The sequence below is a fragment of the Micromonospora sp. USAFONa4 genome, assembly GCF_057197825.1.
Window position 1 is genome coordinate 582,290 of the sequence record NZ_CM170072.1, and the last position, 13,335, is coordinate 595,624.

The 13,335-nt window shown below is 74.8% G+C and carries 11 protein-coding genes; 4 read left to right on the forward strand and 7 right to left on the reverse strand.

Annotated features, from left to right (window positions below):
* Nucleotides 1-5: 5 nt before the first annotated feature.
* The 3 genes from AC0OO9_RS02470 to AC0OO9_RS02480 are packed head-to-tail and all read left to right on the forward strand — an operon-like array spanning nucleotide 6 to nucleotide 3,250.
* Nucleotides 6-992 (forward strand): carbohydrate ABC transporter permease, encoded by a 987-nt coding sequence (locus AC0OO9_RS02470; protein WP_484515206.1) that lies wholly within the window; start codon nucleotides 6-8, stop codon nucleotides 990-992.
* Nucleotides 985-1,824, forward strand: a complete 840-nt coding sequence (locus AC0OO9_RS02475; protein ID WP_484515208.1) for a carbohydrate ABC transporter permease — start codon at nucleotides 985-987, stop codon at nucleotides 1,822-1,824. The genes AC0OO9_RS02470 and AC0OO9_RS02475 overlap by 8 nt, the downstream gene beginning before the upstream one ends.
* 25 nt (nucleotides 1,825-1,849) lie before the next feature.
* Nucleotides 1,850-3,250 carry a GH1 family beta-glucosidase gene (locus AC0OO9_RS02480; RefSeq protein WP_484517834.1) on the forward strand — a complete coding sequence of 467 codons (1,401 nt, stop codon included), beginning with the start codon at nucleotides 1,850-1,852 and terminating at the stop codon, nucleotides 3,248-3,250.
* A 75-nt stretch (nucleotides 3,251-3,325) separates the two neighbouring features.
* Here the strand turns inward: AC0OO9_RS02480 and AC0OO9_RS02485 are convergent, their stop codons facing one another.
* Both AC0OO9_RS02485 and AC0OO9_RS02490 read right to left on the reverse strand, forming a co-directional pair.
* Nucleotides 3,326-3,619 (reverse strand): hypothetical protein, encoded by a 294-nt coding sequence (locus AC0OO9_RS02485; protein WP_484515210.1) that lies wholly within the window; start codon nucleotides 3,617-3,619, stop codon nucleotides 3,326-3,328.
* The gene (locus AC0OO9_RS02490) at nucleotides 3,613-3,933 is read right to left on the reverse strand and encodes a hypothetical protein (protein WP_132238337.1); all 321 of its coding nucleotides are present in this window, start codon (nucleotides 3,931-3,933) and stop codon (nucleotides 3,613-3,615) included. The genes AC0OO9_RS02485 and AC0OO9_RS02490 overlap by 7 nt, the downstream gene beginning before the upstream one ends.
* 122 nt (nucleotides 3,934-4,055) lie before the next feature.
* On the opposite strand from AC0OO9_RS02490, the gene AC0OO9_RS02495 reads away from it, so the two are divergent.
* The gene (locus AC0OO9_RS02495; protein ID WP_484515211.1) at nucleotides 4,056-4,985 is read left to right on the forward strand and encodes a diacylglycerol/lipid kinase family protein; all 930 of its coding nucleotides are present in this window, start codon (nucleotides 4,056-4,058) and stop codon (nucleotides 4,983-4,985) included.
* 20 nt (nucleotides 4,986-5,005) lie between these two features.
* On the opposite strand, the gene AC0OO9_RS02500 is transcribed toward AC0OO9_RS02495, so the two are convergent.
* The 5 genes from AC0OO9_RS02500 to AC0OO9_RS02520 all read right to left on the reverse strand — a co-directional run bounded on the left by AC0OO9_RS02500 (nucleotide 5,006) and on the right by AC0OO9_RS02520 (nucleotide 13,327).
* Nucleotides 5,006-6,181: a trans-sulfuration enzyme family protein gene (locus AC0OO9_RS02500; protein WP_484515212.1), complete on the reverse strand. Its 1,176-nt coding sequence runs from the start codon at nucleotides 6,179-6,181 to the stop codon at nucleotides 5,006-5,008.
* Between the two features lie 121 nt (nucleotides 6,182-6,302).
* Nucleotides 6,303-7,148, reverse strand: coding sequence for a carbon-nitrogen hydrolase family protein (locus AC0OO9_RS02505; protein ID WP_165947867.1), 846 nt, complete (start codon nucleotides 7,146-7,148; stop codon nucleotides 6,303-6,305).
* Nucleotides 7,145-7,474: an AzlD domain-containing protein gene (locus AC0OO9_RS02510; protein ID WP_484515215.1), complete on the reverse strand. Its 330-nt coding sequence runs from the start codon at nucleotides 7,472-7,474 to the stop codon at nucleotides 7,145-7,147. Before AC0OO9_RS02510 ends, AC0OO9_RS02505 begins: the two co-directional genes overlap by 4 nt.
* Nucleotides 7,475-7,479: 5 nt before the next feature.
* Nucleotides 7,480-8,358: an AzlC family ABC transporter permease gene (locus tag AC0OO9_RS02515; protein ID WP_484515217.1), complete on the reverse strand. Its 879-nt coding sequence runs from the start codon at nucleotides 8,356-8,358 to the stop codon at nucleotides 7,480-7,482.
* A complete protein-coding gene (locus tag AC0OO9_RS02520; protein WP_484515219.1) occupies nucleotides 8,351-13,327 on the reverse strand; it encodes an amino acid adenylation domain-containing protein in 4,977 nt (1,658 codons plus the stop codon). The genes AC0OO9_RS02515 and AC0OO9_RS02520 overlap by 8 nt, the downstream gene beginning before the upstream one ends.
* Nucleotides 13,328-13,335: the final 8 nt, after the last annotated feature.

Sequence of the window (13,335 nt, forward strand, 5' to 3'; positions counted from 1 at the left end):
TCCCGATGGCCACCACCACGCCCGCCCGGGACGTCGCCGCACCGGAGCGGCCCGCCCGCCGCACGGCCCCGGCGCGGCGCCGGTCACCCGGGCGCCGCCGGTCGCTGCTGCCGTACCTGCTGCTCGCCCCGGCCGTCGTGCTGGAGCTGGCGATCCACGTCGTACCGATGCTCGTCGGGGCGTGGATGAGCCTGCGGGAGCTGACCCAGTTCCACATCCGCGACTGGTCCACCGCGCCGTTCGTGGGCTGGGAGAACTACCGCGTGGTGCTCGACGTCGACTCGGCGGTCGGGGCGCAGCTGCTGCACTCGTTCGGGGTGACCGTCGGCTACACGCTGGCCTCGGTCGGGCTCTCCTGGGTGCTCGGCACCACCGCCGCCGTACTGCTGCAACGCCCCTTCCGCGGCCGGGCCGTGCTGCGCGCGCTCTTCCTCACCCCGTACGCGCTGCCCGTCTACACGGCCGTGATCACCTGGAGCTTCCTGTTCCAGCGGGACACCGGCCTGGTCAACCACGTGCTGGTCGACCAGCTCCACCTGCTCGACGACCGGCCGTTCTGGCTGATCGGGGAGAACAGCTTCGTCGCGCTGCTGACCGTCTCGGTCTGGCGGTCCTGGCCGTTCGCCTTCCTCTGCGTCATGGCCGGCCTGCAGAACATCCCCGGCGAGCTGTACGAGGCCGCCGCCATGGACGGGGCCGGATTCTGGCGGCGGCTGCGCTCGGTGACGCTGCCCATGCTGCGCCCGGTCAACCTGGTGCTGGTGCTGGTGCTGTTCCTCTGGACCTTCAACGACTTCAACACCCCGTACGTGCTCTTCGGCGGCTCCGCGCCGGAGCAGGCGAACCTGCTCTCCCTGCACATCTACCGCAGCTCCTTCAAGACCTGGGACTTCGGGGCCGGATCGGCGATGTCGGTGGCGCTGCTGCTGTTCCTGCTGCTGGTCACCGCCGGGTACCTGCTGCTGACCAACCGCCGGAGGAACGATGCGTGAGACCACCGCCGAGCGCTGGGCCCGCCGGATCGTGCTGACCCTGCTCGCGCTCTTCGTGCTCGTCCCGCTCTACGTCATGCTCAGCTCGGCGCTCAAGCCGTTGCGGGACGTGCAGGGCGCCTTCACCTGGTGGCCCCGGCGCCCCACCGCGCAGGCGTTCGTCGACATGTGGTCGACCGTGCCGCTGGGCCGCTACCTGGTCAACAGCCTGGTCGTCTCGACCGTGGCGGCGGTCTTCTCGGTCACCGTGGCGGTCTTCGCGGCGTACGCCGTCAGCAGGTACCGCTTCCGGGGCCGGGGGCTGTTCTCGGTGACCGTGCTCTCCACCCAGATGTTTCCCGGGATCCTCTTCCTGCTGCCGCTCTTCCTCATCTACGTCAACCTCGGCACCGCCACCGGCGTCCAGCTGTACGCCAGCCGCACCGGCCTGATCATCACCTACCTGACGTTCTCCCTGCCGTTCTCGATCTGGATGCTGGTCGGCTACTTCGACTCGATCCCCCGCGGCCTCGACGAGGCGGCCCAGGTCGACGGCGCCGGCCCGCTCCGCACGCTGTTCCGGGTCATCCTGCCGACGGCGGTGCCGGGCGTCGTCGCCGTCGCCGTCTACGCCTTCATGACCGCCTGGGGCGAGGTGCTCTTCGCCTCGGTGATGACCGACGAGGGCAGCCGCACCCTCGCCGTCGGCCTCCAGGGCTACTCCACCCAGTTCAACGTCTACTGGAACCAGGTGATGGCCGCGTCGCTGGTGGTCAGCGTCCCGGTGGTGGCCGGCTTCCTGGCGTTGCAGCGCTACTTCGTCGCCGGCCTCACCGCCGGCGCGGTCAGGTGAGGCCGTGACGGCCGCACACGAGGCCATGTCGGCCGCACATCCGAAGGAGAGCCCACCCGTGCCGGACCTGTCCACGCTGCCGCCCGACTTCCTCTGGGGGGTCGCCACCGCCGCGTACCAGATCGAGGGGGCCGTCCGCGCCGACGGCCGCGCGCCGTCCATCTGGGACACCTTCTGCGACGTGCCGGGCGCCGTCGACAACGGCGACACCGGCGAGGTGGCCTGCGACCACTACCACCGGTGGCCGCAGGACGTGGCGCTGATGCGGCAGCTCGGGGTGGACGCGTACCGGTTCTCGGTGGCCTGGCCCCGGGTGCGGCCCGACGGCGTCGGCCGGGTCAACCCGAAGGGCCTGGACTTCTACGACCGGCTGGTCGACGCCCTGCTGGCGGCGGGGATCCGCCCGTTCGTGACGCTCTACCACTGGGACCTGCCGCAGGCGTTGCAGGACCGGGGCGGCTGGCCGGAGCGGGCCACCGCCGCGGCGTTCGCCGACTACGCCGCCGTCGTGGCCGCCCGCCTCGGCGACCGGGTCGCCGACTGGACCACCGTCAACGAGCCGCTCTGCGTGTCCTGGATCGGGCACCTGGAGGGCCGGATGGCGCCGGGCGAGCGGGACCTGGCCAGGGCGGTGCGCGCCTCGCACCACGTCCTGCTCGGGCACGGGCTGGCCACCCGGGCGATCCGGGCCGCCGCCGCCCGGCCCGCCGCCGTCGGGATCGTGCTCAATCCCAGCCCCTGCGAGCCGGCGAGCGACCGGCCCGAGGACATGGCCGCCGCCCGGCGGATGGACGGCCACGTCAACCGGTGGTGGCTCGACCCGCTGCACGGACGCGGCTACCCGGCCGACATGGTCGCCACGTACGGCGTCGAGCCGCCGGTGCGGGGCGACGACCTGACGGTGATCGCCACCCCCACCGACTACCTCGGCCTGAACTACTACTTCCGTCAGGTGGTGGCCGACGACCCGGCGGGGCCGCCGCCGTACGCCCGGCAGGTGCCGGTGCCGGGCGCGGTGCACACGGCGATGGACTGGGAGGCGTACCCGGCCGGGCTGGAGCAGCTGCTGGTCGCGGTGACCGAGGAGTACGCCCCGGCGCGGGTGCTCGTCACCGAGAGCGGGTCGGCGTGGCGGGACGAGGTCACCGCCGACGGCACCGTCGAGGACCGGGAGCGCACCGACCACCTGGAGCGGCACCTGGCGGCGTGCGCGGCGGCGGTCGACCGGGGCGTGCCGCTGGCCGGCTACTTCGTCTGGTCGCTGCTCGACAACTTCGAGTGGTCGTACGGGTACGACAAGCGCTTCGGGCTGGTGCACGTGGACTACCCCACCCAGCGCCGGACGCTCAAGGCGAGCGGCCTGCGCTACGCCGAGCTGATCCGCGCCCACCGGCGGCGTACCGGGCGGCTGACGCCGTCGCGGTGAGCCGGGGACGGTCCGCCGGGCCGCACGGTGCCCCGGGCGCCACCCGGGGCACCGTGCGTCACCCGCCGGGCGGGGTCAGCAGAACCAGCCGTCCTGCACCCAGCCGCGCCGGTTGACGTGCCCGTAGGCGAAGCCGTAGACGTAGCCGCCGCTGCGCGGCCCCTCGACGAGGAACGTCTGGCCCCGGTAGAGGGTGCCCATCCACGCCCCGACCGGGGCGGTGCGGACGAAGAGGTCCTCGGCGCACACCGTCTCCCGCTGCCCGATCGTCCCGTTCGCGGCGTGCCCGGTCGACGGCGTGAGCGCCAGCACGGCGCAGACGGTCGCCAGCAACGCGCCGAGCCGTCGCGGCACTTTCCCGCTCACCATGAGTCGTAGCCCCCGATGCACTCGCTGCGCACGTAGCCCCAGTCGTTGGGCCCGAAGTCGAAGGTGGCGGCCCAGCCGTTGTAGACGGGGTGCGCGCCGGGCGTGTGGCCGATCTTGTTGCCGTACGCCAGCGTGCGCTTGAGCCCGTGCGGGCCGCTCGCCGAGTCGTAGTTGGCGTAGAAGCTGGCGCTCTGGCAGACGATCACGGCATGCCGGGGCACGACCGGGTCGGCCTGCGCGCCGGTGGCGCCCAGCGTCGCCAGGACCCCGCCCGCCGCCAGGACGCCGACCGCGCGGATCACCTGTGTTCGCATCGACACCTCCGGGGTGGAAACCTTCCTTCCCGCCACCCTAACGAATACGTCGAAAACCTTCTATGCCTGCGATCCCCCGCGTCCTCGTGCCGGCGTCCGCGATGCCGATAGGGTCGGGGCCCATGCGGACGAAGCAGGAACTGGGCGCGGCCATCCGGCGGCACCGGCGGGCCGTCCTCGTCGTCAACGCCCACTCCCGCCGGGGCCGCCAACTGCACGAGCGGGCCCGGGCCCGGCTGACGGCGGCCGGCTTCCGCCTGCTGGACGACCACCCCGTCGAGCAGCCCGGCCAGCTCGAACGCGTCCTCGCCGCGGCCGTCGACCTCGGGCCGGACCTGCTCGTGGCCGGCGGCGGGGACGGCACCCTCAGCACCGCCGCGCGGCTGCTCGCCCACCGCGACATGGCGCTCGGGATGCTGCCGCTGGGCACCACCAACAACTTCGCCCGCACCGTCGGCGTCCCGCTCGACCTCGACCGGGCCGTCGACGTGCTGACCGGCGGCACGGTGATCGACGTCGACCTCGGCCTCGCCGGCGACATGCGGTTCACCAACCACGTCGGCGTCGGCCTCTCCGCCGACATCATGCTGCGCACGCCGCCGCGCCTGAAGCGGGTCGTCGGCCGGCTGGCGTACCCGCTCACCGCCCTGGCCCTGCTGGCCCGGCACCGGCCGCTGCGCGTCACCGTCCGCGCCGGGGACGCCCGGCACGAGTTCCGCACCCACCAGGTGTACGTGGCCAACGGCGGCTTCCACGCCGGGCGCCCGATCGCCGCCGACGCCGACGCCGACGACCGGCTGCTGGTCGCGTACCCGGTCGGCGGCGCGAACCGCCGTGGACTGCTGCGCGACACGGCCCGCAACGCGGCGACCGGGCACCGGCGCTCCGTCGGCGACGAGCCGTTCCTCGCCGTCGGGGAGCTGTGGCTGGAGACCGACCGGCCGGCGCGCGTCGAGGTCGACGGCGAGCTGTGCGGCCGTACGCCGATCCGGATCGGCCTGGACGCCAACGCGCTGCGCGTGATGGCGCCGGCCGGGAGCCCGGACCGCTGACCGCGCGGCCGGCCCGGGCGCTACTCCGCCCGGTCCGCCGCGTCGAGGGCCGCCAGGAAGTCGGCGACGAGGTCCTCGGTGTCCTCGATGCCGGTGGAGACCCGGACGAGGCCCTCGCCGATGCCGGTGGCGGCCAACTGCTCGGCGTCGACGATCCCGGCCCACATCGAGCGCGGGTGCACCACGAGGGTGCTGACGCTGCCCAGGCTGGCCGCCCGCTTGGCCAGGCGGAGGCCGTCGAGCAGCCCGGCCGCCGCCCGCCCGTCGCGCAGCTCGACGCTGAGCACCCCGCCGAAGCCGGTCATCTGCCGGCCGGCCAGCTCGTGCTGGGGATGCGTGGGCAGCCCCGGGTAGCGGACCCGCCGCACGGCCGGGTGGCCCTCGACCGCCCGGGCCAGGGCCAGCGCGTTGGCGTTGTGCCGGTCCACCCGCAGCGACAGGGTGCGGATGCCGCGCAGCAGCAGCCAGGCGTCGATGGGGCCGAGGGTGCTGCCGGTGACGATGGCGGTCTGCCAGACCCGGTCGACGAGGTCGGCGGAGCCGACGACCACCCCGGCCGAGACGTCGGAGTGCCCGCCGAGGTACTTCGTCCCGCTGTGCCACACCAGGTCGGCGCCGAACTCCGCCGGCCGCTGGTTGACCGGGGTGGCGAAGGTGTTGTCGACCGCGACCAGCGCGTCGTTGGCGTGCGCCAGCTCGACGACGGCGGCCAGGTCGGTCAGTTCGAGCAGGGGGTTGCTCGGGGTCTCCACCAGGACCAGCCGGGTCTGCGGGCGCAGCGCCCGGACGAAGGCCCCGGTGTCGGTCTGGTCCACCTGCGTGAAGGCCACCCCGAACCGGGCCAGCAGGCCGGTGACCAGGGACGTCGTGCCGCCGTACGTGCTGCGCTGCACGATGACGTGGTCCCCGGCGGAGAGCAGGGCCAGGGCGATCGTGCTGATCGCGCCCATCCCGGAGGCGGTGACCAGGCCCGCCTCGGCGCCCTCCAGCTGGGCGACCACGGCGGCGACCTGCGCGTGGTTCGGGTTGCCGTAGCGCGTGTAGAAGGCGTTGCCCCGGGTCTCGGTGGCGACGGCGGCGAACTGCTCGTCGGTCTCGGCGCTGAAGGTGGCGCTCTGCACGATCGGCGGCGACACCGCCCCGCCCGGGCTCAACCCGTCGTCGCCGTGGACAGCGATCGTGCCGGTGCCGGTCACAGGTTCTCCTCACGTGGTGGGCTGCCCGCCGGGACGGCGGGTCGGACAGGTGCGGGCGTCGTCCGGGCGGCGGGCGCCCGACGACGGCTCGTCCGCGTGGACGCTCCCGACGGACGGGCGGTCACCCGGCCGGGACGGGCACGACCGCCGGGGGCGGCGCGGGTGCGGCCCGGTCGGTGAGCATCCGCAGCGCGTCGCGGTGCCGCCGCAGCACGGCGTCGTCCAGGTCGGCGACGGCGAGCCCGGGCCCCGTGCCGGCGTCGGCGAGGACCCGACCGTCGGGAGCGTACACGGCGCTGCGACCGGCGAACTCCCAGCCGCCGTGCGATCCCGCGAAGTTGGCGAACAGCACGTAGCAGGTGTTCTCCAGGGCGCGGGCCGGGAAGTACACGCCGCGCCGGTGGTCGGATTCGCCCGTCGTGAACGCGCCCGGGCACAGGTAGGCGTCGGCGCCGGCGAGGGCCAGCGCGCGGGCGTGTTCGGGGAAGCTCGCGTCGTAGCAGACCCCCAGGCCGAGCCGCCAGCCGCGCACCTCGACCAGGCAGTCGTCCCGGCCGGGCACGAACAGCTCGCGCTCGTCGCGGTCCAGGTGGCGCTTGTCGTACGCGGCGGCGGGCCGGCCGTCCGCGCCGACCACCAGGGCGCCGATCGCCCAGCCGTCGGCGCGTCGCCGGCAGCCGCCGACCACCGCCACCACCCGGTGGGTGCGGCAGGCCTCGGCGACGACGTCGAGCGGGTCACCGTCCGTCTCGACGGCGCACCGCGCGATGTCGTCGTGCAGCAGGCCGACGTCGTAGCCGCAGAGCGACAGCTCGGGGAAGACGACGAGGTGCACGCCGCGGGCCGCCGCCTCGGCGATGCTCCGCGCCGCGGTCCGCGCGTTGCCGGCGAGGTCGCCGGGGACGGCGGCGACCTGGGCGGCCGCGACCCGCAGCGGGGCGCGGCCGGCGGGGTGGGCGGCGCTCACGCGGCCCCCAGCCACCAGCGCAGGCCGAAGAAGACGACCAGGCCCACCGTCCAGACGATCATGAAACGCTCGACGAAGAGGCCGGTCACCAGCGTGACCAGGCCCGCCACCAGGTACGGCACGGTGACGACGGTGATCTCGATCCGGTTGTCCACCGGGGCGATCACCGACGGGACGGCGATGGCCGCCAGCAGCGCCGGCGGGAGGTAGCCGAGGAAGACCTTGACGTCGTCGGGAAGCGCCCGGTCGCGGAAGACCAGCAGCGGCAGGTACCGGGGTGCGAAGGTGGCGAGTCCCATCCCGAGGATGAGCAGCAGCATGGACATTCCGGTCACCTTCCGTCCGTGTCACGGGCCGTCTCGACGGCCCGGCGTTCCCCGGCCGCCGCCCCGGCGGTCCGGGGTTGCGGCGTTCGCGGCTCCGGCCCGCCCGGCTCCGCCGTCTCCCCCGGCTCCGTCGGTTCCTCCCCCGGCTGGCCCGGCTCCGCCGGCTTCGGCGGGAACCACCGCCGTTCCACCAGCTCGCAGGCCATGCCGACGAACGCGCCGCCGAACGCCGCCACGATCAGGCCGAGGTTGTAGGGCAGCCCGAGCAGGAGCAGGGCCAGCGCCCCGGCGGAGACCGCCGTCGTCCAGACCTTCCAGCCGACAAGCGCCGAGGCGAGCACGACCAGGAAGACCGCGGTCATCGGGAAGTCCAGGCCGGAGCGCAGCCGCTCCGGCAGCAGGTGCCCCGCGATCATGCCGACCACCGTGGCGACCGCCCAGTTGACGTACATGACCGCGGAGGCGCCGAAGTAGAACATGCTCTTGCGCCGGGCCGGCTCGTCGCCCTTGATCCGGTCGAAGGCCACGAAGAACACCGCGTCGATCAGGCCGAAGCCCAGCAGCAGCCGCCACCGCTGCGGCAACTCGCGCACGTGCGGCGCGAGCAGCGTGGAGTAGATCAACATCCGCAGGCTGAGGATCAGCGTGGTCAGGACGATGACCGGCCAGGCCGCCCCCTCCGAGATCAGCTTGAAGCCGATGAACTGGGCGGTCCCGGAGTTGACCACCATGGCCAGGCCGAACGTCTCCAGGTAGGACAGGCCGGCGGCCAGGCCGAGGGTGCCGCCGATCACGCCCAGCGGAAAGGCGGAGAGCAGGAACGGCACCATCGAGCGGGCGCCGGCGACGAACTCGTCCCGCGCGGTCGGCGTACGGTCAGACATGGTTCTCCCCAGGACGGCGGGCGGACGGTACGGCGGCGGCCGTCGGCGGCGCGCCCGGTCCCGTCGCGCCGACGATAGCGGCAACGTCGGCCGCACGGGTGCGGCAGAAGTAGTGCCCGCCCCCGTCGATCTCCCTCAGCTCCACGTCGGCGGCGACCCGCCGCCACGCCTCGTGCGCCGCGCCCGGCCCGGCCGTCAACGGGTCGTCGGCGGCCACGACCACGGTGACCGGCACCGGCAGCGGCTCCCCCACCCGGTCCCGCAGGTAGCGGTGCGAGCCGACTGCGTCGTGCCGGAAGGCGGCGACCAGGGCGTCGACGTGCTCCGCGTCCAGGCCGTCCAGCTCGGTGAAGCCGGTCTGGTCCACCAGCCAGCCCACCACGTCCGCCGGCGCCATCCCGGTGACCTCCGCGATGCTGGCGTCGATCTCCTCCGGCCCGCGCAGCAGCTTGCCGCCGAGGAACAGCCGCTCGGGTGGCCGGCCGGCGGCGGCGAGCAGCCGGGTGACCTCGATCGCCGCCGCCGCGCCGACGCAGTGCCCCCAGACCAGCACCGGCCGGCCGCCCAGCTCCCCGATCTCGGCGGCCACCCGGCGGGTCAGCTCCGGCAGGTCCAGCAGCGGCTCGGGCCGGCTGACGTCGTGGCCCGGCAGCGCCACGGCGTGCACCGCGATCCGGTGCGGGGCCAGCGCCTCGGCCAGCGGCCGGAAGGCGAGCGGGCTGCCCGCCGCGTACGGGAAGCAGACCAGGACCCGGTCGTGGGCGGCGTCCGGCGGGGACAGCGGTTGCAGCAGCCGGTCCTCCGGCGCGGCGTCCGCCTCGACGGCCCGGGCCAGCGGGCCGAGCGTGGAGGTGGTCATCAGCTGCCGCAGGGTGACCAGGGGGCGCAGCGCGGCGATCACCCGCATCGCGGCGAGCGAGTTGCCGCCCAGGTCGAAGAAGTTGTCCTCCTCGGCGATCCCGGCCACCGGCACGTCGAGCGCCGCCGCCCACGCCTCGGCGATCCGCCGGGCGACGGGCGTGCCCGGCGCGGTCCGCCCCGTCGGCGCCGCCGGCCGGCGCGTCGCCGGGGCGGCCCGGTCGAAGCGGCGCCGGGCCGGGGTGACCCGGGGCTCGGGCAGGCCCGGCCGCAGCCCGTCGTGGGCGCGCTCCGGGTCGGTCGCCAGCTCCGCCAGCACCCGCCGGTACACCTCGCCGATGCCCGCCGCCTGCTCCGGCGTGAAGGCCGCCGAGTGGTAGTGCAGGCTCAGCCGGACCCGGTCGGTGAAGAAGTCCCGCATGAACTCGGCGCGCAGCGCGAACTCCGTCTCCGTGCTCACCTGCACGTCGAGCAGGTCGAAGCCGGGCAGCTCGCGCAGCTGCTTGAGCAGGTAGAAGTGGGTGTAGTTGAAGACGGTCTCGAAGAGCAGGTCGGTGGTGCCGGCGTCCGCCTTCATCTGCGCCATCGGGTAGCGCCGGTGGGGCAGCAGGTCCGCCTCCGCGCGGTACACCGCCCGGACCAGGTCGGCCCAGGAGCCGCCGCCCAGGTCCACCCGCATCGGCACGGTGTTGAGGAACAGCCCCAGCGCCCCGGTGGCGCCCTCCGCCTCCGGCCGGCCGCTCTGCTCGTACCCGGTGACGACCTCGGTGTCCCCGGCGAGCGCGCCGACCACCTTGACGTGCGCGGCCAGCAGCACGGTCTTCAGCGGCACCGCCAACCGGTCGGCCGCGCGCAGCAGCCGCTCGGAGAGCGCGTCGTCGATCTCCACCTCGTGGAAGACGACGGGCCGCTCGGCCGGCGCCTGCGGCGGCTGCCACCGGGGCAGCTCGGTGACCCCGCCCGCGGCGAGGACACCGCGCCAGAAGTCGCGGTCCGCCGCCGACTCCAGCGCCCGGCGTTCCAGCCCGATGTAGTCGCGGAAGTGGTTCTCGGCCGGCCCCTCGTCCGGGCGGTCCCCGGCCAGCAGCCGGTAGTAGGTGTCGAAGAGCTGCGTGTGCAGCAGGGTGATGCTCCAGCCGTCCAGCGCCGAGTTGTGCTGGCTGACGCTGTAGCGGTACAGCTCGTCGCCGAGGACGTGCACGTGGATGCGGACCAGGCCCGGCTCCTGCCAGCGGAACCGGTACGACTGCTCGCGCGCGTGCCAGTCGGCGTGCCAGCGTTCCTGCTCGGCCGGGTCGCGGTCGCGCAGGTCCTCCACCCACAGCGGGCTCGGCGCGTCGGCGTGCACGAGTTGCAGGTACTGGCCGAAGCCGGTCAGGTGGTAGCTGGTCCGGAAGATCGGGTGGCGCGCGACGAGGATCCGCACCGCCTCGGTGAACGTCGCCTCGTCGAACGGCGCGTTGATCAGGAAGCTGATGATGTCGTGGTACTGGGCGGCGCCCCGGGACAGCTCGTTCTCGTAGATCAGCCCCGCCTGGAGCTGCCCGAGCGGGTACGCGTCGACCACCCCGTCCGGCAGCAGGGCCCGGTCCGCCTCGTCGAGCAGGGCGAACGGCGGGTGCGTCACCGCCCGTTCCGCGTCCGGCGGGCCGGCCGCGAGCAGCGCCGCGATCGTCGGGTGGCGGAACAGCTGCTGGAACGTGAGGTCCACGCCGGCGGCGTGCGCCCGGGCCAGCACGGTGACGAAGTGGATCGAGTTGCCGCCGATGGCGAAGAAGTTGTCCTCCACGCCGACCCGGTCGAGGCCCAGCACCTCGGCCCAGATGTCGGCGAGGATCCGCTCGGGCCCGGTGCGCGGCGCCACGTACGGCCGCTCGGGCGCGGCCGGCTCGGGCAGCGCCCGCCGGTCCAGCTTGCCGCTGCCCGACAGCGGGAACTCCGCCAGCTCGACCACCCGGGCGGGGACCAGGTAGCCCGGCAGCAGGGTGCCCAGGTGGGCGGTGAGCGTCGCCTCGCCCACCGGCTCGTCGGCGACCACGTAGCCGATCAGGTTGCCGTCGCGGGCCACCACCACCGCGTCCTTGACGGCCGGGTGCCCGCGCAGCGCCTCCTCCACCTCGCCCAGCTCGACGCGGTAGCCGCGCACCTTCACCTGGTGGTCGAGGCGGCCGAGGTAGTCGAGCGTGCCGTCGGGCAGCAGCCGGGCCAGGTCGCCCGTGCGGTACACCCGCTCCTCGCCCACCTCCGGCGCGGCGACGAAGCGGTCCCGGGTCAGCTCCGGCCGGTTCAGGTAGCCCCGGGCGAGCTGCACCCCGGCGATGCACAGCTCCCCCGGCACCCCCACCGGCTGGGGGCGCAGCCGCTCGTCGAGCACGTACAGGCGGGTGTTGTCCACCGGCCGGCCGATCGGGACCCGCTCCCCGCCGGGCCGGCAGCGGTGGTGGGTGACGTCGACGGTGGCCTCGGTGGGGCCGTAGAGGTTGACAAGCGTCGCGCCGGGCAGCAGCTCCGCGAGCCGGTCCACCTGCCGGGGACCGAGGGCCTCGCCGCTGGCGAAGACCTGCCGCAGGCTCGCCAGCCGGCCGGGGTCGGCGGTGCCGAGGTAGTCGAGGAACGCGCCCAGCATCGACGGTACGAAGTGCACGGTGGTGACGCCGTGCGCCTCGACCGCCCCGATAATGGCCTCCGGGTCGCGCTCCGCGCCGGCGGGAAGCAGGCAGACGGAGGCGCCCTCGCGGGCCCACCAGAACAGCTCCCACACCGACACGTCGAAGGTGGTGGGGGTCTTGTGCAGGATCACGTCGGCGGGGCCGATCGGGTACAGCCGCTGCATCCAGGCCAGCCGGTTGGCCAGCGAGCGGTGCTCGATCATCGCGCCCTTCGGGGCGCCGGTCGAGCCGGAGGTGTAGATGACGTACGCGAGGTCCTCCCCGTGGCGCGGCGCGTCGGGGCCGGGCGACGGGACGGCGGCGGGCACCGGGCCGGCGGTCGGCAGCGGGAGCACCGGCACGCCGTCCGGGACCCGCGCAGGGTCGGCGGCGAGCACCACGGCGGCCCCGCTGTCGTCGAGCAGGTAGGCGACGCGCGCGGCCGGGTAACCGGGGTCGACCGGCAGGTAGGCGCCGCCGGCCCGCAGGGTGGCCAGGATCGCCACCAACTGCTCGCGGGAGCGCTCGGCGAGCACGCCGACGATCGACTCCGCGCCCACCCCGGCGCCGCGCAGCCGCTCGGCGTACGCGGCCACCCGGGCCTCCAGTTCCGCGTACGTCCAACTGCCGGCCGCGGTGCGGACGGCGACGGCGTCCGGGCGGGCGGCGGCCCACCGGGCGACCCACTCGTCCGGCCGGCCGGCCGGGTCCTGGCCGACGCCGGTGTCGTTGACCTCCCGGAGCACGTCCCGGTCGCCGTCGGTCAGCAGGCTCAGGTCCGCCACCGGCGCGTCCGGCTCCGCCAGCGCCCGACCCAGCAACAGCGCCAGGTGGGCGCCGATCCGCCCGGCCGTGGCGCCGTCGTAGCGGCGGGCGTCGTGGTGGACCGTCACCTCGGCGGCGCCGAGGGCGAAGAACACCCCGACCCCGGCACCGTCCGGGGCGCCGCCCCCCACCGCCACGTCGATGAGCGGGTGCGGGCCGGGACCGGCGTCCGCCGCCAGTTCCTCGGCGAGCAACTCGACCGGGTAGTCGGCGTGGCGCGCCGCCTCGGGCACCGCCGTGCGCAACTGCCCGACCAGGTCGCGGTAGCTGCTCTCCGCCGCGCAGCGCACCCGCAACGGCAGCATCCCGGCCAGCTGCCCCGGCGCGCCCGGACGGCCGACCAGCATGTCGTCGGCGCCGGTGTAGCGGCGCAACAGAGCGGCCACCGCGGCCGTCAGCAGGACCTGGCGGGCGTCCTCGCCGCCCCGGCCGGCCCGGTCGAGCCGCTCGACCACCGCCTCGTCGAGCGGCACGGTGACGGCCGCCGGCTCGGGCGGGGCGCCGGGCGCCGGGGTGCGGTCGGCGGGAAAGCCGACCGGGTCGGCGCCGGAGCCGAGCACGGCACGCCAGTGGCGGGCCTGCTCCGGGCGGCGCGCCGCGGCGATCTTGAGCTGGCCCCGCGTCATCAGCGACTGCATGATCTCTC